The organism is Ignavibacteriales bacterium, from assembly GCA_016700155.1.
Taxonomy (GTDB): Bacteria; Bacteroidota; Ignavibacteria; order Ignavibacteriales; family Ignavibacteriaceae.
In genome coordinates this window covers 3,630,982-3,655,767 of record CP065001.1, presented here as the reverse complement: position 1 = coordinate 3,655,767, position 24,786 = coordinate 3,630,982, and the positions used below count along the sequence as shown (strand labels likewise).

Here is a 24,786-nt window from a genome sequence, read left to right as displayed (position 1 = left end):
ATAATAATCAGCCGGAGAATAATTTTATTTTGTACTTGAAGACGAAAATATTTGCTCAAGATGGTGGATCATGTGTTCTATATAATCCTTTACCAGAAACTCAAGTGTAACAATGGAATCATCTTTAAGCAGGCATTTATTGGGTAAATGATTTTGCGGAATGTTTTTTATCACATGCACAAGGTGAGTATTATAGGCATACCAAAGGCTGACGAGGTCATCTTTGTTCTCATCTTTATAATGATTAGTTGCGACCCACTCATCCTGTTGATAAGAAATAATTCGATAAGGTAATTCTTCAAACTGAATTTTTATAAACCGGTGATGATTGTTTGAGGCAGAATCAATGAGGTGCCCAAGTATCTCTTTGCGTGTCCAATCCATCCCGTCAGGACAGGAGTTAAATTCTTCTTCCGTCAGGGATTTTAAATGACCGAGATTATCATTTATTTTGTTGAGTAATAAAGCGGAATGATTATTTGACATTTTCATTCTTTCAAAGTTTTAGATAAGCAAAATTAGTTAAGCCTTCTTGCAACCACAACTGTGGTTTTTTGTGTTTCAACAACTCCTGAAGATTCGTTTAACGCTTCCATGTAAATAATATAAATCCCGATACGAAGTGCATTTCCCGAATCATCAAGCCCGTCAAATATTATTGAACCCGAATTTCCGCTGCCGGAATTATTTGCTAAAGTCCGGACAAGCCTTCCTTTGCTGTCAAATATTTTAATTCTTATCTGTGCAGTAATTTGTGTAAGGTTATAATTGATGATAGTGAAATCTTCATAACCATCATTGTCTGGAGAGAAGGGATTTGGTGAAACTGAAATCTTTTGTTCACGCTGAGAAAGGTTTGTGAAAATACTATTCCGCAAACCCGGCGTTGCGCCAGAGGAAGAAACAGAACTGCTCCAGTTTGAATTGTCGTTTCCGTTAAGATCAGGATTTATTCTTTCAAGTGAACGGTTCTTTGTGTTGACGTAATTCCTGTTGTGCCATTTATCAGAATACCAAATCGAATCGATTACATTGCCGTGTAGATCTTTTAGCAGAATTAATTCGCCGGTATTGATCAATCCTAAGTCGGTTTCATTTATAATGCTGATTGATTGATGTTCCTGCAATGAATACTTTTTAATGATCGAAGAATCAGCCGCAAGAATAAAATATTCAGATGGCGGTACCAGCAAGCTAATATCAGCAAGTTTGTTTGTGTTTCCTTTTTCATCTTCAATCTTCCAACCACCTGTGTTGATTGTATCTGAGCTAAGATTAATAAATTCAATGAACTCGCAGTTATCAATATCGGGATCGAACATAATTTCATTTATTACAAAATCATTTCTCGCTGACGAAGGAATTGAGTTTAACGAGTTTACTTTTCCGGGAGTACTTTTGTCCGGGCTTAATGATGTGTTCCAGTTACTGCTGTCATAACCTGATTTTGTGAATGATAATCTTTCAATCGAATAACCGTTTGAACCTCCCCAATCAGACTTGTAAAGAACACTGTCGATAATTCCGTCCCTGAAATCATATAACATTACTCCGTCACTGCTGCTGAGTGTTCCGAAGTTCACAAGAAAAACTTTATAGTTAATGTTGTTGTGATATGAATAAAATGAAGTGTCTTTCGCAATCACAAAATATTCATTTGGAGAAATCAGGTAATCAAACGGAATAATAATATTCTTAGTCGGAGTTGTAAGAATGTCGCTGATACTCCAGTTCTTAATATTAAAATTATCATTGGAAGCATTGACAATCTCAATCCATTCTGGTTCACCCTGTGATGGAGAATGCATAATCTCATTAATCAAAAGTGAATTTTGCGGAAAACCGGGTTCAACGGATTTTTCAACATAATTGTTCAGAGTATCTTCGTCATTCATGTTAACCACTCTTACAGCAGCTAAAATTTTTGATTGAATACTACTAATAGCTGATTGTGAATTAATGCTTATCGAATCCGACTGCAGCAGTGTTGATGATGTTACACTGCTTAACAACAAATCAGGAATGTTATTTGAATCAGTGTCAATATAAAATTCAGTTATGAAATTTGAAGCAGGTAAAGTTCCATTATTTTTTATTGTTGCCGAAATAAATACATCATCACCTGCTACCGGAAAACGGGGGTTGAAACCTACATTGGAAATCAAAAGGTCGTTTTGTTTTGTGGTAATGCTGTTAACTCTTCCGGGGGTGCTTTGTTCAATATCAATTGAAGAACCCCAGTTAGATTGAATATTTGAATTTATTGATACAGAAATTCTTTCAAGGGAATATCCGCCTGTTCCGCCCCAGTCACTGCTGTAACGTACTGAATCGATTGTCGAACCACGATTATCTCTCAGCACAACTCCATCAGCATCATTATTGAATGACGGTAAATTTATCACAACAAGCTTTGATGGAATGAGTCTGTGATAATTTAATATTGAAGAGTCTCTTGCAACAACAAGAAATCCATTCGAGGGAATAAATACATCGGAATTAATTTTTGCCATAACAGGAGTAGTTACAACATCGCTTAGGCTCCAGTCGTTTAAGTTTATGGAATGCGGAGAAGTATTGAACAATTCAATCCATTCCGGTTCACCTCCGGCTGGTGTGTACATTATTTCGTCGATGACAATTGTTGAAGGAGGATATCCGGGTGAAATAGTTTTATAAAAATAATTATTGCTTGTATCCTGGTCTGAGTTGAACAAAACATTTATAAACATTCCGCGAGCCATTTGAATATTGCTCAGTGAATAACTAAATGGAACAACAGTTGAATCTTTAAAGTTTATTGGCACGCCCTGAATTGTTTCAACCAAAACATCCGGTATAGAATCGAGGTTAGTATCTTCAAACAACTGAATATCAATAACAACATTGTTGCTTCCGTTGTTTTTTATCTTTGCGGTTAATGAAACATCGCTTCCGTAAAGCGGGAAGAGGGGATTAGAAATTATTTCGGCTGCTTCAACATCAAATTGTTTTGGTGTTACTGAATTAATATAACCCGGAGTTGCTTTATATCTGCTTGTTGAAGTTTTCCAGTTGAGTGAATCAACAGAATTAATTTCAGGTGAAATTCTTTCTAATGATTTTCCTGCACTCCCACCCCAGCCTGATAAATATTGAAGAGAATCAATCACACGTGAAAGTGAATCAAGAAGAATTAATTTATCTCCCGAATTATTTAGCGCAGGAAATGTATGAACAATAACCTGCGATGGAATGTTGTAGTAGTTATTGATAGATATATCAGTGGCAACTACAACGAATTCTCCTGGATTTATCAGAAAAGAATTATCGTTTATTGTGACAGTATCAGAATTGTCAGCTAACTGATAATTTTTAAGATCGATTATCTTGTTACTTCGGTTATAAATCTCAATCCACTCAGGTTCGGGTGAATTAGGGGCATACATCAATTCGTTTATGACCAGATCATTCCTTAACTCATTAACTTCAACACCAATCAATTTTGTAAAAGCAATGTTGTTTGTTGAGTCATCGTCGGGCGTAACGTTTATCAATGCAATGAAATGGTTATGCCCTTCAATAAATGAATTTGTATTGTATGTAATCGTGATACTGTCATTTGATAAAAGAGGAAGCTGATTTAATGTTGACAGCAGCTCACTTTGCTGCGGAATTGAATCTGCGTTTACATCATTAAAAAATGAAACGGAGTAACTTGGCGAAGTTATAACTCCACGATTCTTAACAATCAAATCGAAATAAATATATTCTCCTAAAATTCCGAATTCAGTAACAGGTTTAAATGAAGAAACGGATAGATCATTTTCTTTTGGTGTGAGTGAATTTACTCTTCCGGGAGTTGCCTTTGATAAACTTTGTGAACTTCCCCAATTCGCTTGTTGATTTGTGGCGGTGTTAACATCAATTCTTTCAAGAGATTTTCCACTGGTGTTGCCGCCCCAGGATGATAAGAAATTAATACTGTCAAGCACGATACCTATTGAATCTTTTATCACAACAGCGTCGCCGGTATTGTTTAATGTGGGTAAACTGAATGTTATTATTTCAACCGGCACATTATAAAAATTTAATATGCTTGAGTCCCTGCTAAGCACTACAAAACTATTCGGCAAAATAATCTTATCCGAGTTTGTAATTATAACGGTTGATGAAAGATCAGACAAAGTCCATTTCTTAAGATTTATTGTCGAGGTTGTTCTATTATAAATCTCAACCCACTCAGGCTCACCTGTTGATGGCGAATACATAATTTCGTTTATCACAACATCATTGTAGTTATTGCCCGGAGGGAAAACTGTAATCCGTTTTAACAGTCTGTTGTTAGTTGTGTCTTCGTCCTGCGCAAATAGAATTTTTGCAATGATGTTATAATTACCAGCCAGCACATTTGTAATTGACGTTGATGCACTAATTGAATCCCCGGATACAAGATTAAAATAATTCTTAGAAAAGATTAATTCAGAAGGAACCGCAACCGAATCAAAATTAGTATCATTAAAGATTTCGATTGTGTAACTGTCAGCATTTTGGATCCCTGAATTTTTTACAACGGCATTGATCTGCAGATCATTTCCCTGAACAGGAATGAGAGGTGAAATATTTATTGAACTTAATCTTAAATCATAATTAGTAAGTGCAACTGAATTCCTGAATCCTGGTGTTCCGTTTGTATTTAATGAGTTAGCCCAGTTACTTGAAGTTGAGTCTTTATTGAGAATTATTTTCTCATCAGAAATTGCAGTCGTGTTATTTGCAGAGTAAGTACGGACATCAAGAGTATCGTCTACAGGGTTGATAAACCATACGGGTCTGTCCGCAGTATTGGCCATTCCTGATGCGCCGAAAGAGTTATCAGAAATTTTTAGTATAAGTGCACTTGGTGGAATCAGATTGTTATAAATACCTGAGACAATATCATAATCGCCCTCCAACACTATCGCATAAGAATTTGGTGGAAGTGTTGTACCAAATCCAACGCCTATGATTACATCAGCAGTTGAGGTTGAGTACTTAAGCCTGTAATTATTTATGTCAATTGATTCGGTTTCACTTGTATTGTAAATCTCAATGAATTCATTATTGCCCGAGGTTGGGTTAAACATAATTTCAGAAATTATTACTGAAGTATCGGCTTGTGCAATTACAAGAGATGAAAAACAAAACAGTGCTGCTGTTATAAAATATTTTTTCAACTGATAATTTAAATGGTGTGATTGACTTGACGTCAACATAAGAGAATGAAATGAATAATTCAACCGTTAGCGATATAATTTCTCATCAGTCATCCCGAACTCGGTTCGGGATCGAAGCTTGTTGACAAGAATCAGAGTTCAACCATTCAAGTTGAAGCTTTTACTTTTTTGCCGGAAGTTTACAGGATAAAAGAAAATCAAATAACCAGTCCGGCATAACTCTTAAAATTTTTGTTGACCAGACAATAGGGAAGGGAAATGAAATAATTTTCTTCTCGCGTTTTATACCTTTGACAATTATGTGTGCAGCTTTATCAGCAGTTAACATAAACGGCATAAGAAATTCATTCTTGTCAGTCATTGGAGTTTTAACAAATCCGGGTTTAACAATTATCACTTTGATGTTCAACTTCTTCAATTCAATTCTCATACACTCAAGTAAAGTTGAAGCCGCGGCTTTACTTGCAGAGTAAAGTCCGCTTCCGGGAAAACCCCTTACATCAGCAAGACTTGTAACACCGACAAGCATACTTTCTTTATTCTTTTTGAAAACAGGAAGCAGCGCTTCATTAAAATGATGGATGCTTAATGTGTTAACAGCAAAAATATTTTCTGCAATTCCTGATTTTGTTTCTGATGATTGTGAACGGATACTTACTCCTGAATTTAGAATTGCAATGTCAATTGTACCAAAATCATTTGTAACATTTTTAACACAATCCACTATCGAAGATTTATCACTCACATCACAATAGTGCACAGCAATTTTATTTGTTGATGACGATAACTCATTTGCAAGCTTATCAAGTGTGTCTTTACTCCTGGAAGCAAGAGCAAGATTAGCGCCTTCAGCAGCAAGTCTTTTTGCGAGTGCATAACCAATCCCACTTGATGCACCCGTGAGAAGGATGTTTATTGATTTGAGTTTCATTTGATCGTATTCCAAAATTGTAATGCAAATTAATAAATTCTGGAATCGAATGAGTGGTTGTTGGGACAATTAAAAAACAATGGTACACTGATTACTTAAGATTTCTTATGATCTTAACTGATCATAATAATCAGTTCAATCAGTGTACCATTAAGATTCTACATCGTCAATGCCATTATAGCTTTTTGAACATGCAGCCTGTTTTCTGCTTCATCAAAAATTACTGAGTTTGGTGAATCAGCAACTTCGTTAACCACTTCATCACCTCTGTGTGCGGGCAGGCAATGCATGAATAAATAATCTTCTTTAGCGTTCTTAACCAGTTCAGGATTTACCTGGTACTTCATGAATTTTTTCTTTCGTTCTTCAGCTTCGGCTTCCTGTCCCATACTTGCCCATACATCAGTGTAAACTACATCAGCATCTTTAACCGCGGCTGTCGGGTCGTCAAGAATTTCAACTTTACTTCCCATATACTTTGCATTTACTTTTGCATTCTTAACAATGTCTTCATTAGGTTTGAATCCTGACGGAGATGCAATCGCAATATCCATCCCGACTTTTGAACAGCCGTTAAGTAAGCTGTGCGCCATGTTATTTCCATCACCGATATAAGCGAGTTTCAATCCTTTTAAGATTCTTTTCTTTTCAAGAACTGTAAACAGATCGGTAAGTACCTGGCAGGGATGAAGAAGATCTGTCAATCCATTGATAACAGGAATTGTAGAATACTTCGCAAGTTCAACAACATCCTGGTGATCGAAAGTTCGGATCATTATTCCGCTTAAATATCTTGATAAAACTTTGGCTGTATCCTGAATACTTTCACTCTTTTTTAATTGAAGATCATTCGGGCCAAAGTACATGCCAATACCGCCAAGCTGGTAAATACCGGTTTCAAATGAAACCCTTGTCCTTGTTGAAGGTTTTGTAAAAATCATCCCGAGTGTTTTACCTTCAAGTACGCGGTGCGGTTCACCGATGTATAGTTTTTCTTTTAATGTTTTGCTCACGTCAAAGATCTGGTAAATCTCTTCAATGGTCAGATCATTGATTGATACCAGGCTTCTTCTTTTCATATTAACTGCCATAAAGTCCTCATTTAATTATCATTTAAAAATTTTTGTTCCATAGTTCTGATCAGCGAGTTTAGACGCTTCTGTTATAATCACTTCTTTACCGCCGTCTTCAAGAAAATTTATTGCCGCAAGAATTTTTGGTCCCATACTGCCTGCAGCAAATTCACCTTTTTGATAAAACTCTTTTATTTCTTTTACAGAAATTTTATCAATCGCCTGCTGGTCAGGTTTGTTAAAGTTTATATAAACTTTTGAAACGTCAGTCAGAATATAAAATGATTCAGCCGAAATTTCTTTAGCAAGAACAGCAGATGCCAGGTCTTTATCAATAACTGCTTCAACTCCGCGGAGTTTATTTTGCTCATCTTTATAAACAGGAATTCCTCCTCCGCCGACAGCAATTACTATATTATCTTTTTCCAAAAGATCAGTCACGGTTTTCTTATTAAGTACTTCAACAGGAGAAGGAGAAGCAACAACTCTTCTCCATCCTCTTTTTCTCGGGTCTTCTCTGAATATCCATCCATTGGATTTTGCAAGCAGTTCAGCTTCTTCTTTAAGGTAAAACGCGCCGACAGGTTTAGTCGGATTCTGAAAAGCTGAATCATTTATATCAACAACAACCTGTGTGATAACAGTCGCAACGTTTTTATTTATTGAATGATCAGCAATGACATTCCTTAGCTGCCTTTCGATCATATAGCCGATACCGCCTTGCGAATCGGCTACACAAATATCAAGCGGCATTCTTGGTATTTTATATTGATCATAACCTGCAAGGTTTCTCAATAAAATATTGCCAACCTGCGGACCGTTACCGTGAGTGATAACAAGATGATTTCCATTTGTCATCAACTCAATTAAGTTGATGCAGGTATTATAAGTGTTCTGTTCCTGCTGCTCAATCGTTCCAACCTGATTGCCTCTTAAAAGAGCATTGCCGCCGAATGCGACAACTGCAGTTTTTTTCACAACAATCCTTTCTCTTTCAGAATTGTTTCCAGAGTTGGATCGCCGATTTCCTGCAGATCATATTTAACTCTTGTTGACGGCTTGTTGATCTTCAACAATCTTCCAAGATCAATTGGTGTTCCGATAATAACGGAATCACATTCAGTATTATTGATTGTGGTTTCAAGATCTTTCATCTGCTGTTCGCCATATCCCATTGCAGGAAGCAGAATACCGATGTTCGGATATTTTTTATATGTATCTGTTATTGAGCCAACTGTGAACGGGCGAGGATCAACGATTTCTTTTGCTCCGAGTTTCTGAGCTGCTACAACTCCGGCACCGAATTTCATTTCACCGTGTGTAAGTGTGGGTCCGTCTTCAACAACAAGAACTCTCTTGCCTCTTATCAGTTCCGGTTTATCAACTGTAACCGGTGAGGCAGCTTCAATAATTGCGGCTTTAGGATTTACAGCAGAAATATTATTTCTTACAGCTAAAATATTTTCAGGTGAAGCTGAATCAATTTTATTTATTACAGCAGCGTCAGCCATTCTTAACGAAGTATTGCCCGGATAGTAAGTTAATTCGTGACCCGGTCTGTGCGGATCAACAACTGTAAAAGTAACATCAGCATTGTAGAATGACATATCATTATTTCCGCCATCCCATAAAATTACATCAGCTTCTTTTTCTGCTTCACGTAAAATTGCCTCATAGTCTACTCCGGCATAAATAACGCCGCCGCGTGCTACGTGCGGTTCGTATTCTTCGATCTCCTCTATTGTACACTCGTGTTTCTTTAAATCATCATAAGTACCGAAGCGCTGAACTTTTTGTTTTACAAGGTCACCGTAAGGCATCGGGTGACGGATTGCAACAACTTTTTTTCCTGCTGCAGTTAGCAACTCAACAATTTTTCTTGATGTCTGGGATTTACCGCATCCTGTTCTGACTGCAAGAACCGCAACAACAGGTTTTGTACTTTTAACCATTGTTTCAGCGCCGCCCATTAAACGGAATGATATACCCAAAGAATTTACTATCGAAGCTTTTGTCATAACATAATTGAATGGAACATCTGAGTAAGAAAAAACAACTTCTTGAACATTAAATTTTTTGATCAACTCTTCAAGCTGTGCTTCTTCATAAATTTTTATTCCGTCAGGATACAAACTTCCGGCTAATTCTTTTGGATAAACTCTTCCTTCAATATTCGGGATTTGAGTTGCGGTGAAGGCAACAACATTATAATCTTTGTTATCTCTGAAATAAACATTGAAGTTATGGAAATCACGACCGGCTGCGCCCATGATTAATACATTTTTGCGGGACATAAATAATTCTCCTGTTTTTAATAAATAATTAAAATTTAAAATTCGTTTTTAGTATGAGGAAGAAAAGGAAGACTATTTGAAAGCTATCTGGTAAGGTATAAGCTGGAGCTGATTAACTCTTCTGGCAGAACTAATGAGGAAATTCTTACCGTTTTTATTTTTAATTGATGTTACCATCGTTCTAAATATTTTATCACGTTTTGTGATTTAGTGATAATTAATTCTATAAACTATTATCGAAAATTATGTGTCGAGTATTTATAAAATTGCTTATCAAATCTAATAAAATGAGGCTTTAAAGGGTAGGGAAATTTTATTTTTTTGAATTGTTTTATCATTTGTCAGAATCAGAAATTAATAATTATACGAGGGTACGCTATGCTGTTTAGAACCAATTTCTGAATAGAAAGAACTGATTTTACCGCATGGTTCGGTGTTTGCTATGAAAACATCTCTTTAAATTTTTGTATTAAAAGACAAATCATTATTTTGGCACAAAAATTATTCCAATGTTTCAAAGTAACGTAATATCGATAGAAGAAGTGCTTGTAAGGATTGAAGTTCTTAACACAAAATTCGAGTGCGATCTTCAAAAATGCAAAGGAGCCTGCTGCACAATGGAAAGTGAGTACGGCGCCCCGCTTCGTTATGATGAAATTGGTAAAATAAGTGAAATTCTTGATATAGTTAAAGAATACCTTTCCGAAAGAAACCGAAAAGAAATTGATGTAAATGGTTTTTACAATGTTATACAAAATGAACCAATGACATCAAGTATAGATGATAAAGATTGTGTATTCGTTTATTATGAAGGTAACGTAGCAAAGTGTGCAATTGAAAAAGCTTACAATGACGGAAAGGTTGATTTCAAAAAACCGATAAGCTGTCATTTGTTCCCGATAAGGATTTCAAATTTTGGAAGTGATGTTCTGAGATATGAAAAATTTTCGGAATGTGCGCCGGCTCTTGAAAAGGGAAAATTAAATAATAAAACCATCGCAGAGTTTTGCGAAGATTCTCTGACACGTTTATATGGAAAAAACTGGTATTCATCATTAAAGGAAAACATCGGATAAATCATGCTTTCGTTAACACAGAAATTATCACAACAGCAGAAACTTTCTCCTCAGCAAATTCAATATCAGAAACTTCTTCAGTTAAATACTCTTGCTCTTGAACAGAGAATAAAAACTGAACTTGAAATGAATCCAATACTCGAAGAAGTAATGGAAGAGGAAATTGATCTGAACCAGGAAAAAGATTCAAAAGAAAATGATGATGAAGTTGAAGAAGATTTTGAAGATTATTCCAAAGAGGAATTTGAACTTGAAGATTTCATGAACGATGAAAACTTTGAGAATGACAGGGTTAACAGAAGTAAAGATGATGAAATTTATCAGCCTCTCGCTCCGGCTCGTGAAAGCCTCACCGAAAACCTTGAGAAACAATTAAGATTATTGAATCTTGACGAAGACCTCTTCTATCTCGGCGAAGAAATAATAGGTAATCTGGATCAGGATGGATATTTAAAACGCGGACTTGATGAAATACTGAACGAACTGGAAATGTTTGAGCACATAAAAATTTCTTCTGAAGCCGCAGAATCTTTACTGAAAAAAATTCAAAAGTTTGATCCGATTGGAATAGCATCGCGAAGCCTGCAGGAATGCCTTCTTGTTCAGTTACAGAATTTGAAGTTTGATCCTTATTACAAATACCTCGCTGAACAAATGCTTCAGAATTTTTATGATGATTTTACAAAACGCCGTTTCGATATCATCAAACAGAAAATGAATTTAACGGATGAAAGCCTTAAAGCTACAGTTGAACTTATTCAGGGATTAAATCCAAAACCCGGTGAAGGCAATATTGAAGCAATGGAGATGAACCAGATTTCTCCGGACTTCCTCATTGAAAAAGTTAATAATGATTTTGTGATAACTCTTAATGATAAGAGTATGCCTTCAGTAACTGTAAGCAAAACTTATCTTGAGATGTTTGATTCGAATAAGAAAAAAAGAAAATCCAATCCAAGAGAAAAAGAGACTTATAAATTTTTAAGAGAAAAGTTTGAATCTGCAAAATGGTTTATAGCTTGCATTCAACAGAGACGCGAAACACTGATGAAGATCATGAAAGCAATACTTGAGAGGCAGTACCAGTTTTTTGAAAAGGGACCAAAGTTGTTAAAGCCGATGATCTATAAAGACATTGCAGAAGAAATCAATATGGATATATCGACAATCAGCCGTGTTGTTAATGGTAAGTATGTTCAAAGCCCGATGGGAATTCATGAACTTAAATACTTTTTCAGTGAAGGATTAACAACAGATTTTGGTGAGGAAGTTTCAAACAAACATATCAAAGAAAGATTAAAAGAAATTATAGAAGCGGAAGATAAAAACGCGCCTTACAGCGATGATAAACTTGCCGAGATGCTGAACGAAGAGGGAATACACATCGCACGAAGAACAGTTGCGAAGTACAGGGAACAATTAAGACTTCCCGTTGCAAGATTACGTAAAGAGTTAATATGAGTTATGCGTTTGATGTTGTTATAATATTACTCCTGTTCGCTTTATTCGGAATTTCACATACATACCTTGCATCAATTAAAACAAAAAAAATCTTTATCTATCATTTTAAAGAACTTCTTCCGTTTTACAGGCTGTTCTATAATGTAGTTTCTCTTGTTTCTTTGTGGATGATTTTTGAATACGCGCCGAGACCAAATGTAATAGTATATGATCTTAAATCTCCTTTCGACATTCTAATCCTAATTCCACAGCTTGCGGCACTGGCAGGATTTATCTGGACACTAAAATTTTTTTCAGCAAAAGAATTTCTCGGGATTAATCAACTAATAAGGTGGTATAAAAAAAATTATGACTACGAAGAACTTGATGAACAATTAACATTGCGGATTGAAGGACCTTACAGGTTTTCAAGACACCCTTTATATTTTTTTTCTATCGTATTTTTGGTTTTTCGACCGGTCATGGACTTATTCTATGCAACTGCACTCGTTTGTATTATTTTGTATTTTTACATCGGTTCTTTTTATGAAGAAAAAAAATTAGTTGAAGTGTTCGGGAAAGAATATGAAGAATATAAAAAACATGTTCCTTCAATATTTCCTTTGAAAATATTTCATCCTTACAATGTACAGGCTTAGGTCGAATGAAATAATTTATAATGACAACAGACGGAGTTAAAAATTTTAATGGAACAATTTAAAGCGACAACAATATTAGGTATAGTTCACAATGGTAAAGCCGCAATTGGCGGTGATGGACAGGTATCTCTCGGCAATACTGTTATGAAACATAACGCAATGAAGATCAGAAAACTTGATGACGGAAAAGTTTTGTGCGGATTTGCAGGAGCTTCCGCTGACGCTTTTACTTTGATGGAAAGATTTGAAGATAAATTAAAACAATACCGTGGAAATGTTTTCAGAGCTGCAGTTGAACTTGCGAAGGACTGGCGGACAGATAAATTCCTTAGAAAACTTGAAGCTATGCTCGCAGTTGTTACCAAAGAAAAGGCTCTCGTAATTTCAGGTAATGGTGATGTGATAGAACCCGATGATAATATTGTCGCAATAGGTTCAGGCGGAATGTATGCTCTTTCCGCAGCAAAGATGTTAAAGAAATACAGCAATCTTTCAGCAGAGGAAATTGTACGAGAATCTTTAATGACTGCTTCGGAGATATGTATTTACACTAATGATAAAATTAATGTTGAAAGTTTATAGAATAAAATTTTGGAATAATAATGTTTGAAAAATCAAAGAAAGAACTGACACCGGCTCAAATAGTACATGAACTTGATAAATATATTATCGGACAGACTGATGCGAAAAGAGCTGTTGCAATTGCATTGAGGAACAGGTGGAGAAGACAGCAGATCAAAAATTATCTTCGTGAAGAAATACTTCCGAACAATATCATTTTAATTGGCCCCACAGGAGTTGGTAAAACTGAAATTGCAAGACGACTCGCAAAACTTGCCGACGCACCTTTTGTAAAAGTTGAAGCATCTAAATTTACTGAAGTTGGTTATGTTGGTCGTGATGTTGAATCAATGATACGTGACTTAACTGACTTTGCTGTTAACATGGTGAAGTCTGAAAAAACTCTCGAAGTAAAATCAAAAGCACAGGATCTTGCTGACGAAAAAATTCTTGATATACTCATTCCTCCGGTTAAAAAAGCTGTACAGACAAACGACAATAACGAGACAGAAGAAAATAATGAAGCGCTTCAGAATCAGCGAACACGTGAATGGATGAGGATGAAGCTTAAGAACAATGAACTTGATGAAAAGATGATAGAGTTCGATTCATCTTCCCAGCCTAATGTTGGAATGCAGGTGCTCGGTCCGTTCGGTATGGATGATATGGGAATAAACATTCAGGAAATTATGGGCAGCATTATGCCTAAGAAGAAAAAGAAACGGAAAACTTCGATTGCTGAAGCTCGTACAATAATTGCTCAGGAAGAAGCGCAAAAATTAATTGATATGGATGCGGTTCAGAAAGAAGCAATTGAGCGTGTTGAAAATACAGGAATAGTTTTTATTGATGAGATTGATAAAGTAGCAGGCGGCGGTAAATCACAAGGTCCCGATGTATCGAGAGAAGGTGTGCAGCGTGACCTTCTACCTATTGTTGAGGGGTCAAATGTTAACACAAAATATGGTGTTGTAAAAACAGAACATATATTATTTATTGCATCGGGTGCGTTTCATGTTTCCAAACCATCGGATCTTATTCCCGAACTCCAGGGAAGATTTCCGATACGCGTTGAACTAAAAAGTCTTACCGAGGAGGACTTCATCAAAATACTTACAACTCCGGAAAATGCTTTGCTGAAACAGTACTCGGCCTTGCTTGAAACTGAAGGTGTGAATCTTGAATTCTCCAAAGATGGTATAAAAGAAATTGCACGCATAGCTACAGAGGTAAATGAACAGGTTGAAAATATTGGGGCAAGGAGACTTCACACAATTTTAACAACTCTGCTTGATGAAATACTTTTTAATGTGCCCGATATTCTTCCCGATGCTAAAGTTAAAATAACGGCGGCAGAAGTTAAGAAGAGATTGGATTCGATTGTAAAGAACCGTGACCTGAGTAAATTTATTTTATAATCTCCTGGTTGGTTTGAATTATTCTTTCAAAGTTTGAATAAAGGAATTTATTATCTTTCAGTAATTAAAAATCAAACTGGTCAAACTATTGCAGTCAGAATTGATAAATAAACCGCTGCTCGTCAAAGTAATTCTACTGCTTTTGGTTTTGCTGACTTTTCTTTTTTGGGGACCTAACTTTTCATCAACCAACAATTCAATTGATAAGATCTTTTATTCAGTAAGAGGGGAAATAACTCCCGATACTAATGTTGTGATCATTGATATTTCAGAAGAAGATCTTTCAGCCATAGGACCGTGGCCGCTCAAACGAAGTTACTATGCACTGCTAATTAATAATCTCACAAAGTACGAAGTAAAAAAAATCGGCATTGAGATCTTTCTTAGCTCAAGAGTTGTTACTCAAACTATATATGACAACCTTCTTGTAAAAGAAATTAATAAAGCGGGGAATGTAGTTTTATCATCTGTTGCCGGAAGCCTTGCAGATAACGGAAGTTTATTCACGACAGATTCTTTAAGTTATCCTAGTCCAAAACTTTTGAATGAAAAAATTCTTACCGGGCATCTTAATTTTATTGGCAAGGATGAGTTAAAAATTCCGCTCAAAATAAATACCGGACGTGAAACTGAAAATGCTTTTGCACTTCAACTTTCTGACAAGAATCAATTCACAGAAACAGAAATTGAAGTCAATACATTTTCGAGCTGGAAGAGTTTTCGAAATTTCAGTTTACTTGAATTTTTTGAACTGGTTGAAAATGATGATCCGGCTTTGTCTTCATTAAAAAACAAGACAGTGATAATCGGCGTTACTGATCCTTTAATCGCCGTATCAGTTCAAACTACATTTGATGAAACCCTGCCGGGCGTAGCTTTTCATGCATTTGCAGTTGATAACCTGGTAAACGACAGATGGATAAACAGTACTTATCATTTGATGTCAACTATACTTTTGTTCGTTGTTTTATTGTCAATTGTTTTTCTTGTTAGAAATTCTGATAACAACAAAAGACTTTTTTCACTCATTGTTTATTTCACTACCGGATTGGTTATATCATTCATCTTATTCAGCTTCTTTTACATAAAGGTAAACGCACTTTTTATTGTTGTTTCATTTTCAATTCTGATGGTTTATGAGCTAATCATTTTTTACATCGATAAAAAAGATCAGCTTAAAGGTGCCGTTGATGAAAGCACTCTCTTAAAAAATCTTTTGGCAAAAAAAGAAGACGAATTAAAAAACATTCAATTTGAGCTTGAACGAAAATCGGGTGAACAATCTTCTTTGCTTGTTAAAAAAATTGAAGGTTTAAAATCAGATATACAAAAACTTCGTTCGGCAGATGAATCGGAAATGGAACCTGTTGACTTATCTTCAACAGAAGTTCACTCTTTTGAAGGTATTGTTTATACATCAAAAGTGATGAGTAAAATTGTCGACATTACAAAAAAAGTTGCCCCCGAAGATGCCACAGTTTTAATCCTTGGTGAAAGCGGGACAGGAAAAGAACTTGTCGCCAGAGCAATCCACTCGCTTAGTAAAAGAAACAGGGAAGCGTTTGTCGCGGTAAATTGCGGGGCACTATCAGAAACACTTCTTGAAAGTGAATTGTTTGGTCACGTTAAAGGGGCGTTTACAGGCGCTGTGAATGATAAGCTGGGCAGGTTCGAGGCGGCGGATAAGGGCACAATATTTCTTGATGAAATTGCAGAGACAAATGAAAACTTCCAGGTAAAATTATTAAGAGTGATCCAGACAGGTGATTTTGAAAAAGTTGGTTCGTCAATAAGTTCACACGCAGATGTAAGAATTATTGCTGCGACAAATGTAAATATTGAACAAGCGGTAAAAGAAAATAAGTTCCGGGAAGACCTGTTCTACAGGCTGAACGTAATAAGAATTAATCTTCCGCCTTTACGTGAAAGGAAGGAAGACATACTTGCCATTGCGCAAAAAATCCTTTCGACTGATTACCCGGGATTGAAATTATCAAAATCAGTTTCAAGCGCATTTCAGAATTACGACTGGAGAGGAAATGTGCGTGAGCTTGAAGCGGTTATCAAACACGCCGCGATTTTTGCAAGATCTGATTCAAGAAAAATCATTCAGCTTGCCGACCTGCCGAAGGAAATAGTAAAAGAAAGCAGGCTTTTATTTGAAGATGTGGTTATTGAATCACTTCGTGTAAAAAAGTTTTCACACAGTGCTGTAACTGAAACTGCAAAAGAACTTGGTGGAATTGGCAGAACTGTTATTGCAGAAAATTTCAGAGGACTGGTTTTTAAAACTTTGAGTGAAACTAATTACAACCAGGATTTGACCGCACAACTGCTTGCCGGAACAGATGAACAGGAAGTCGTTGAGCGTGTAAATTCAAAAATGAAGCTGCTGATCAGCAACATTGAAAAAGATCTATCGGCTGTGTCACTTAAGGATTTTGAAACGGCAAAGGGCGCACTAAATTCTAAATACAAAAACCTTCCGCAGAAGTTTCATTTTTATATAGATGAATTTATCAGATGGAAATTGAACAATCGCGTATAACCATTCCTGCACCTAAATCTTATATAAACGCCGTTGCTCATTGTTATATACTGTTCAAGTATAAAACATACACCAGCTAAAAGTTCTTTATTAAAATTGTATCAGTAATTCGGATGCTTTGTTTATTAATTAAAACTTTTGTGTATAGCTGAATATGCAGCAAGAGTTTTTACTGCAGGGTTTCAGAAAAAATTAAAAACAAATAGATGGCACAACGATTGACTGAGCAGCCGGGTTAAATAAATAATTTTATGGAGGATCAAATGTTAAAAAGATTACTACCCTTATTCATATTTATTTCATTTCTCTCTGTACCCTTTCTTCAGGCACAGCAGGAACCCGACTCAACCAAACCAGCCGATGACTGGGAATGGGAGTGGGATTGGGATTCAGAGGAAGACACGACCTGGAATTGGGACAACTGGGAAGACAAAATGTTCGATTATACTTTCCGCGGCTCACCTACAATAACACTGAATTATGGCTTAGCAAAAATGTCAATCGATAAATTTGATTCAAAGTTTGCTGATCCAAGATTGCTGGAATTGAAACTGGGATACACAACACAAAAAAATTCAAAGAAGTGTGAAGATATAATCAATTACTCTTACAGGTATTTATATCTGAGCAACATCTCAACTGAACTAGCAAATGTTTCAGAAACTTCACCTGAAATTGAAACCAATATGTGGCGTTTTGGTTTTGGAAGAGCAAGCGGTTACGGATATCAACTCGGTCATTCAGCAATTATCCCTTATTATGCTTACTCAATGGATTGGTCAAGAATTGAATTTAAAGAAGGTCCGGCTGATCCTGATGAATTTAATAAAGTAAATATGTATCACGAATCATTCAGGTTTGGTACAAGCAGTGAAGGCGGAATAAGGATTAGTATCATCCCGCAAATAACTGTTGAAGCCGGTTATGAACGTTCAGCAGTATTTCAAAGACATTTATTCTGGAAATGGGCTGGCAGTGCTTTACTCGAAGCGTGCGGACAGTGGGCTGTTGATTCTTTCATAAAAGAAATCATGAAATCAACTCCTATGGCAGTGCCGGTTGTTAATTTTCTTTTGAAGAATGCACTCTCATTCGGTGTTTATGAATTAAGAAAAGAAAAGATGAACTGGCCATTTAAATCAGAAGCCCCGGTTTCTTATGATCAGTTTAAGTTTGGAGTTACGTTTACATTATAATTCGTGTAACACTAAAAATGTCAGACTGAGCCCGTCGAAGTCTGACATTTTTATTTTAATCTTAATATTTACAAATACTTTTATTTCAACTTCACTTTAATCTGAACTATTTCTGAATCACTTCCAATCCTGACAGGTGGTCCCCACGTTCCAACCCCGCAGCTTACATAAAAATTTGTTGAACCTTTTTTCTTATAACCCCAGCTTACTTCGTATATCATTTTTGTTATAAGACTTGCCGGAAACATTTGTCCGTGATGTGTATGTCCTGATAACTGGAGTGCAATATTGTTTTGTTCAGCTTCTTCAAGATTGAGCGGGGTATGATCGAGAAGTATCATCGGCAGATCTTTATCTATTGCAGTTATTATTTCCTGCAGAGCTTTTCTTGATTTACCCGCAAAGTTTGATTTACTTCTGTCATCTCTTCCGATTACATAAAAACTATTTTCAACTTTATAAACCGAATCCTCAAGAAGGTGAATATTATTTTCTCTTAAATAAGGCGCGGCACCCCCTATCCCGCTAATGAACTCGTGATTACCGTTGCTTGCAAACACACCGTATTTTGCTTTCAGGCTTTTTAATGCACCCCCGATGTTTCGTTCTTTTAATATGACTGCCTTGTCATCAACAATATCCCCCGGCATCAGAACAACATCGGGATTAAGTGAATTTATGCTATTGACTATATCACTCAATAAATTTTCTCCATTCATTGGCGAGAGATGAATATCCGAAACCGATACAATATTAAGTTCAGCTAATTCACTATTGCCTTTGGGAATTTCAATTTCAAGTGTTTTTATCTTCAGGTTACGAGTGTTCAAAAACCCGAAAAAAATTATTGCGGTTGATAAACCAAATACAGAAAAGAAAATAATTCTTTTTGTCAGTTCGAAGTTTTGTTTTACGAACAGGGGATAAATATCAAACTTCCAGTTTACAAGCCTTATAGCATCAATAAAGACTATAGCTAAAAACAAATACAGTATATAAGCGAACCAGAACGATCCGACCCACAGCATCACATCATAGACTACTTTTGGGAGTGATGTTGATAATACTTTTGCGAGTATATAAGATGAAGCGGCAATTAAAAATAATACAAGATAAAACGGCTTCAATGCGGGGATGCTGTTAAGCGCCTGCCAGCCCCTGATAAAAATATAAAAGTTGATGGTTGCGTAAATCGTAAAGAAAATTGTGAAAAAGAAAAACATAAAATCCTATAAATGTGGCTGAAGCCAGAAAGTAGTTAAAAACTTTTATTGTTGATTAAAGAGTTCGTCGCATAGGTGTCATTCTGAACCTGCCTTAGCGTCAGGCAGGTTTATTTCAGAATCAAAGGTTGTAAAATGTATTTAATAGGGACTCTGAAACGAGTTCAGAGTGACATTTATTAGCTATGCAACATACCTCTAAAGTCAAAATCAATTTGTTATGACTTTAAGAATTAGTAAAAAATATCGAGGCTTAAAATACGAATTATCTTTTTGTTTAAAAGAGAGAGGCCGCCAGCGTCCTTTGAAAATAATTCGACTCTAATTTTTTAGGAGGGCGCATTAGAATCGAGTCATTTCCGTATTAAAAAACGCTCGCGGCCGTTTGATGTGAGACTCTGTTATTTATATGAGTGAAGCACCTTCATATAGTTAGCGCGTTCGAACTGTGAAGGATCGGCTACGTTCATATAGCTCATACTTCCCCTCATCTGTTCGACTGATTCATACTCATTTACTTCCATCCATAATTTCATTTTACTTATTGTATCAGCAATGTGTCCTATTCCGAATTTCAAAAGTGCTGAAAGCATTTGTGTTACTTTTGCACCAGCCATGATCATCTTTATAACATCCTTCTCGGTATAGATTCCACTTGTTGCGGCAAGATCAGCTTCAATACGGTCATAAAGAATTGCAACCCAGCGTAGAGGTAATCTCATTGCCATCGGCGTGCTGAGTAAAACGTTCGGAGTAACTTCAAGTTTATCGAGATCAATATCTGGCTGATAAAATCTGTTGAATAATACTAAACCATCCGCGCCTGATTTATCAAGCTGCGAAGCCATATTGCTCACAGAACTGAAGTAAGGACTTAATTTTACAGCAAACGGAATATCAACTGCTGATTTAACTGCTTTAACTATTTCAAGATAATTTTTTTCAACATCTGTGCCTGATTTATTTAACTCAGTTGCAAGAAGATAAATATTCAGTTCAAGTGCATCCGCACCGGCTTCCTGAATTTTTTTAGAATAGTCTATCCATCCGCCTGATGATTTGCCGTTAAGGCTTGCAATAACAGGAATAGATACCGACTCTTTTGCTTTGCGAATATGTTCAAGATATTTTTCAGGGCCGACTTTAAATTCAAACGGTTCAGGAAAATAGCTCGTAGCTTCAGCATAACTTTCACTGTGTGTGGTAGTATGATGATGAAGTTCAAGCGATTCATGTTCTATCTGTTCTTCAAATAATGAATAAAGAACAACAGCACCGGCACCTGCATCTTCCATCGCTTTAATATTTGCCAGGTCTTCTGACAAAGGTCCAGCAGAAGGAACAATAGGGCTGTTAAGCTGTAAACCTAAATATGATGTTCTGAGATCCATTTTAAACCTTTTATAATTTTATTCTTTATTCCGTTAATTATTCTTTTGTACCTTCGGCACCGTTACCTGATGCAAGTTTTTCATACATCTTCCATCTTTCAACAACATCTTCCTGGGCTGATTTAATTAATTCTTCAGCCTGCTGCGGATGTGATTTTGTAAGCATCTTATATCTTGTTTCCATGTAAGCATAATCTTTAAATGGAATCTTTAATCCTTTCGATTCAAGTTTGAATGGATTTTTACCCTGTGCTGCATCATCCGGGTTAAAGCGGTATAACTGCCAGTGACCAGAGTCAACAGCAGCTTTCTGATTTTTCATCGCTGTACTCATTTCAATTCCGTGAGCGATACAATGGCTGTAAGCAATGATTAATGATGGTCCGTCATAAGCTTCAGCTTCAAGAAAAGCTCTAAGTGTATGCTGATCATTTGCACCCATAGCAACTTTAGCGACGTAAACGTTTCCGTAAGACATTGCCATTAATCCAAGGTCTTTCTTTGCCATAGGTTTTCCTGCTGCAGCAAATTTTGCTACAGCCGCGCGAGGAGTGGCTTTTGACATCTGTCCGCCGGTGTTCGAGTAAACTTCAGTATCAAGAACGAGCACGTTTACATTCTTCCCTGATGCCAAGACGTGGTCTAACCCGCCGTACCCGATATCATAAGCCCATCCATCACCGCCCATTATCCATACAGATTTTTTAACGAGGTAATCTGCAAGGCTTAGTAAATGTTTATAGTCAGCTGATTTACCATTAGCGCCAGCTTTTAGTAAATCATTTAATTTAGATTTGAGAGAATCGACTCTCTGTCTTTGTTCATAGATCCCGGACTCATCTTTTTGTTCAGAACTAAGAAGTTCATCAACTAATTTTCCGCCGAAATCTCCGGCATATTTAACGAGTAAATTCTTTGCCTGTAAATTGTGTTTATCAATTGCTAATCTGAATCCCAATCCGAATTCAGCGTTATCTTCAAAAAGTGAGTTAGACCATGCCGGTCCTCTTCCTTCATTATTAACTGCCCATGGTGTTGTTGGTAAATTACCGCCGTAAATAGATGAACAGCCTGTTGCGTTTGCTACAATTGTTCTGTCGCCGAATAACTGGCTTACTAATTTTACATAAGGTGTTTCACCGCAGCCTGAGCATGCTCCCGAAAATTCAAATAAAGGCTGAAGGAACTGTGAATCTTTTATCTTGGTCACGTTAACTGATTTTCTATCGAGTTCAGGAAGTGTAAGGAAGAAGTCCCAATTGGCTCTTTCGGTTTCGCGTAATGGTAACTGTTCAGCCATGTTAATCGCTTTGAGTCTTGTTTCCTGTTTATTCTTAGCCGGACATACATCAACACAAAGTGCACAGCCGGTACAATCTTCAACTGCGACTTGTAATGAGTAAGCCATTCCATCGCCGTAGTCTTTAGATTTGAACTTTGTATACTTGAATGTTGAAGGTGCGTTAGCTGCTAATTTTTCATCAAATACTTTTGCGCGGATTGTAGCATGCGGACAAACTATAACGCACTTGTTACACTGAATACAAACATCCATATCCCATACAGGAACTTCGAGTGCAATATTTCTTTTTTCCCATTGAGATGTTGCAACTGGGTAAGTACCGTCGATAGGCATTTTACTTACAGGAATGTTATCACCGTCACCGGCAATAATTCTTGCGGTAACTTCGTGAACAAATTTTGGTGCATTGCCTGATACTGCAGGCTGTAACTGAATTTTGCTTGTCATCTTATTCGGAACTTCAACTTCAAATAAGTTTGCTAGTGTTTTGTCAACAGCGTTAAAGTTCATCTGAACAATCTTATCGCCTTTTGCGCCGTAAGTTTTCTTGATTGAATTTTTAATCAACCCGATTGCTTCTTCTTTAGGAAAGATATTTGAAATAGCAAAGAAGCAGGTCTGCATAATTGTATTAATACGTACACCCATTCCGGTTTCATCACCGACTTTGTATGCGTCGATGATAAACAATTTCATTTTCTTATCAATAAGATCTTTCTGGACTTTTTCAGGAAGTGAATCCCATACTTCATCTTTTGAAACTTTTGTGTTAAGCAGGAATGTAGCGCCTTCAACAGCGTCTTTAAGCATATCCATCTTTTCTAAAAACACCTGCTGATGACATGCAATAAAATTAGCCCTGTTGATAAGGTACGTGGCTTTTATTTCTTTTGGTCCGAATCTTAAATGCGATACGGTTGTTGAACCTGATTTCTTTGAATCATAAACAAAATAACCCTGGGCAAAATAATCAGTTCCTTCACCGATAATCTTAATTGAATTTTTATTTGCCCCAACAGTTCCGTCAGCGCCTAAACCATAAAACTTACCTTTGAATGTTTCGGGAGCTTCAACTGAAAATGAATGATCGAAATCAAGACTTGAGTTTGTAACGTCTTCAACAATACCAATGGTGAAGTGATTTTTAGGTTTAGCATTTTTCATTTCATCGTAAACAGATTTTATCATCGCAGGCGTAAATTCTTTTGATGATAAACCGTAACGTCCGCCGGTTATCTTTGGATAATTAAATCCAAGTTCTCCTGAAATATGTTTTTCTGAAATTGCGTTTACTATATCAAGGTATAATGGTTCACCACTTGCGCCTGGTTCTTTTGTTCTGTCAAGAACAGTTATAACCTTAACTGAATTTGGAATTGCTTTTATGAAATGATCGATTGAGAATGGTCTGTACAATCTAACTTTAATCAGACCAACTTTTTCTCCTTTAGCGACTAAGTAGTTTACTGTTTCTTCAACAGCTTCTGAACCTGAGCCCATCATAACTATAACACGTTCAGCATCTTTTGCGCCTACATAATCAAACAGGTGATATTGTCTTCCGACTAACTTTGCAAACTTGTCCATCTGTTTTTGAACGATGTCAGGACAATTATTATAAAATGGATTTACCGTTTCGCGTCCCTGGAAATAAACATCGGGATTCTGTGCTGTACCGCGCATAACCGGTCTGTCAGGAGTTAAAGCACGATTACGATGAGCAATGATAAGTTCATCATCCATCATTGCTTTCATATCTTCAATTGTAAGCTGTTCAATTTTCATTACTTCGTGTGAAGTCCTGAATCCGTCAAAGAAATGTACAAATGGTACTCTTGCTTCAAGGGCAGCAGCCTGTGCTACAAGTGCAAGATCCATTACTTCCTGAACTGAGTTGGAAGAAAGAAGTGCAAAGCCTGTTGAGCGTGTTGCCATAACATCGCTGTGATCACCGAAGATCGATAATGCCTGTGCTGCAATTGATCTTGCAGAAACGTGAAAGACTGTTGATGTTAATTCACCTGCTATCTTAAACATATTCGGGATCATCAGCAGCAAACCTTGTGACGCAGTAAATGTAGTTGTCAATGCGCCTGTTTGTAATGCGCCGTGTACACTTCCTGAAGCACCGCCTTCACTTTGTAATTCACTTACGCTGGGAACTTCGCCCCAGATATTTTTCATATTTACTGCAGACCAGGCATCACACCATTCACCCATATTTGATGAAGGAGTGATTGGATAAATCGCTATTACTTCATTAGTATGATACGCTACATACGCCGCAGCTTCATTACCATCAATTGTTACTTTCTTTCGTTCCATTTCTCTACCATTTGTTGAATAATTAAAAATCACGGATAATTTTGAGACCCTAAAAAGCCAAATATTATACCAAGCGATTTCCGGCTGTTTTCACAGTTTACAGTAAGAATAATTGCCATTTTTGAAAATGAATTCCGTGTGAGATAAAGTGTA

Annotated in this window: 16 protein-coding genes; 7 read left to right on the top strand and 9 right to left on the bottom strand. The window is 36.5% G+C overall.

What is annotated here, in order from left to right:
- Window positions 1–24 precede the first annotated feature (24 nt).
- The 6 genes from IPM56_15200 to IPM56_15175 all read right to left on the bottom strand — a co-directional run bounded on the left by IPM56_15200 (window position 25) and on the right by IPM56_15175 (window position 9,493).
- Window positions 25–486: a DinB family protein gene (locus tag IPM56_15200; GenBank protein QQS35577.1), complete on the bottom strand. Its 462-nt coding sequence runs from the start codon at window positions 484–486 to the stop codon at window positions 25–27.
- A gap of 32 nt (window positions 487–518) precedes the next feature.
- Window positions 519–5,195, bottom strand: coding sequence for a lamin tail domain-containing protein (locus tag IPM56_15195; protein QQS35576.1), 4,677 nt, complete (start codon window positions 5,193–5,195; stop codon window positions 519–521).
- A gap of 160 nt (window positions 5,196–5,355) precedes the next feature.
- Window positions 5,356–6,126 carry an SDR family NAD(P)-dependent oxidoreductase gene (locus IPM56_15190; protein ID QQS35575.1) on the bottom strand — a complete coding sequence of 257 codons (771 nt, stop codon included), beginning with the start codon at window positions 6,124–6,126 and terminating at the stop codon, window positions 5,356–5,358.
- A 158-nt stretch (window positions 6,127–6,284) separates the two neighbouring features.
- Window positions 6,285–7,217 carry an ornithine carbamoyltransferase gene (gene argF, locus IPM56_15185; protein QQS35574.1) on the bottom strand — a complete coding sequence of 311 codons (933 nt, stop codon included), beginning with the start codon at window positions 7,215–7,217 and terminating at the stop codon, window positions 6,285–6,287.
- An 18-nt stretch (window positions 7,218–7,235) separates the two neighbouring features.
- A complete protein-coding gene (gene arcC, locus IPM56_15180) occupies window positions 7,236–8,177 on the bottom strand; it encodes a carbamate kinase (protein ID QQS35573.1) in 942 nt (313 codons plus the stop codon).
- Window positions 8,174–9,493 (bottom strand): GTPase, encoded by a 1,320-nt coding sequence (locus IPM56_15175; protein ID QQS35572.1) that lies wholly within the window; start codon window positions 9,491–9,493, stop codon window positions 8,174–8,176. The genes arcC and IPM56_15175 overlap by 4 nt, the downstream gene beginning before the upstream one ends.
- Window positions 9,494–10,002: 509 nt before the next feature.
- On the opposite strand from IPM56_15175, the gene IPM56_15170 reads away from it, so the two are divergent.
- The 7 genes from IPM56_15170 to IPM56_15140 all read left to right on the top strand — a co-directional run bounded on the left by IPM56_15170 (window position 10,003) and on the right by IPM56_15140 (window position 18,391).
- Window positions 10,003–10,569 (top strand): DUF3109 family protein, encoded by a 567-nt coding sequence (locus IPM56_15170; GenBank protein QQS35571.1) that lies wholly within the window; start codon window positions 10,003–10,005, stop codon window positions 10,567–10,569.
- Window positions 10,570–10,572: 3 nt separating this feature from the next.
- Entirely contained in the window at window positions 10,573–12,030 is a 1,458-nt protein-coding gene (gene rpoN / locus IPM56_15165) for an RNA polymerase factor sigma-54 (GenBank protein QQS35570.1), read from the top strand.
- Window positions 12,027–12,668: an isoprenylcysteine carboxylmethyltransferase family protein gene (locus tag IPM56_15160; protein ID QQS35569.1), complete on the top strand. Its 642-nt coding sequence runs from the start codon at window positions 12,027–12,029 to the stop codon at window positions 12,666–12,668. The genes rpoN and IPM56_15160 overlap by 4 nt, the downstream gene beginning before the upstream one ends.
- Before the next feature lie 48 nt (window positions 12,669–12,716).
- Window positions 12,717–13,250 (top strand): ATP-dependent protease subunit HslV, encoded by a 534-nt coding sequence (hslV, locus tag IPM56_15155; protein ID QQS35568.1) that lies wholly within the window; start codon window positions 12,717–12,719, stop codon window positions 13,248–13,250.
- A gap of 20 nt (window positions 13,251–13,270) precedes the next feature.
- Window positions 13,271–14,647: an ATP-dependent protease ATPase subunit HslU gene (hslU, locus tag IPM56_15150; protein ID QQS35567.1), complete on the top strand. Its 1,377-nt coding sequence runs from the start codon at window positions 13,271–13,273 to the stop codon at window positions 14,645–14,647.
- Between the two features lie 100 nt (window positions 14,648–14,747).
- Window positions 14,748–17,195, top strand: a complete 2,448-nt coding sequence (locus tag IPM56_15145) for a sigma 54-interacting transcriptional regulator (GenBank protein ID QQS35566.1) — start codon at window positions 14,748–14,750, stop codon at window positions 17,193–17,195.
- A 263-nt stretch (window positions 17,196–17,458) separates the two neighbouring features.
- Window positions 17,459–18,391, top strand: a complete 933-nt coding sequence (locus tag IPM56_15140) for an outer membrane beta-barrel protein (protein QQS35565.1) — start codon at window positions 17,459–17,461, stop codon at window positions 18,389–18,391.
- Between the two features lie 80 nt (window positions 18,392–18,471).
- Here IPM56_15140 and IPM56_15135 read toward each other — a convergent pair whose 3' ends face one another.
- The 3 genes from IPM56_15135 to nifJ form a co-directional block, all read right to left on the bottom strand.
- The gene (locus IPM56_15135) at window positions 18,472–19,614 is read right to left on the bottom strand and encodes a metallophosphoesterase (GenBank protein ID QQS35564.1); all 1,143 of its coding nucleotides are present in this window, start codon (window positions 19,612–19,614) and stop codon (window positions 18,472–18,474) included.
- A gap of 401 nt (window positions 19,615–20,015) precedes the next feature.
- Window positions 20,016–21,005: a dihydroorotate dehydrogenase-like protein gene (locus tag IPM56_15130; protein ID QQS35563.1), complete on the bottom strand. Its 990-nt coding sequence runs from the start codon at window positions 21,003–21,005 to the stop codon at window positions 20,016–20,018.
- 37 nt (window positions 21,006–21,042) lie between these two features.
- Complete coding sequence (nifJ, locus tag IPM56_15125; GenBank protein QQS35562.1) at window positions 21,043–24,633, bottom strand: pyruvate:ferredoxin (flavodoxin) oxidoreductase; 3,591 nt, start codon at window positions 24,631–24,633, stop codon at window positions 21,043–21,045.
- Between the last annotated feature and the right edge of the window lie 153 nt (window positions 24,634–24,786).

What these genes read in the sequence shown, in the direction of transcription:
- rpoN (QQS35570.1), top strand. Translation starts at nt 10,573, where the DNA reads ATGCTTTCGTTAACACAGAAATTATCACAACAGCAGAAACTTTCTCCT.
- IPM56_15190 (QQS35575.1), bottom strand. Translation starts at nt 6,126, where the DNA reads ATGAAACTCAAATCAATAAACATCCTTCTCACGGGTGCATCAAGTGGG.
- IPM56_15130 (QQS35563.1), bottom strand. Translation starts at nt 21,005, where the DNA reads ATGGATCTCAGAACATCATATTTAGGTTTACAGCTTAACAGCCCTATT.
- nifJ (QQS35562.1), bottom strand. Translation starts at nt 24,633, where the DNA reads ATGGAACGAAAGAAAGTAACAATTGATGGTAATGAAGCTGCGGCGTAT.
- IPM56_15160 (QQS35569.1), top strand. Translation starts at nt 12,027, where the DNA reads ATGAGTTATGCGTTTGATGTTGTTATAATATTACTCCTGTTCGCTTTA.
- argF (QQS35574.1), bottom strand. Translation starts at nt 7,217, where the DNA reads ATGGCAGTTAATATGAAAAGAAGAAGCCTGGTATCAATCAATGATCTG.
- hslU (QQS35567.1), top strand. Translation starts at nt 13,271, where the DNA reads ATGTTTGAAAAATCAAAGAAAGAACTGACACCGGCTCAAATAGTACAT.
- IPM56_15140 (QQS35565.1), top strand. Translation starts at nt 17,459, where the DNA reads ATGTTAAAAAGATTACTACCCTTATTCATATTTATTTCATTTCTCTCT.
- hslV (QQS35568.1), top strand. Translation starts at nt 12,717, where the DNA reads ATGGAACAATTTAAAGCGACAACAATATTAGGTATAGTTCACAATGGT.
- IPM56_15200 (QQS35577.1), bottom strand. Translation starts at nt 486, where the DNA reads ATGTCAAATAATCATTCCGCTTTATTACTCAACAAAATAAATGATAAT.
- IPM56_15170 (QQS35571.1), top strand. Translation starts at nt 10,003, where the DNA reads ATGTTTCAAAGTAACGTAATATCGATAGAAGAAGTGCTTGTAAGGATT.
- IPM56_15175 (QQS35572.1), bottom strand. Translation starts at nt 9,493, where the DNA reads ATGTCCCGCAAAAATGTATTAATCATGGGCGCAGCCGGTCGTGATTTC.
- IPM56_15135 (QQS35564.1), bottom strand. Translation starts at nt 19,614, where the DNA reads ATGTTTTTCTTTTTCACAATTTTCTTTACGATTTACGCAACCATCAAC.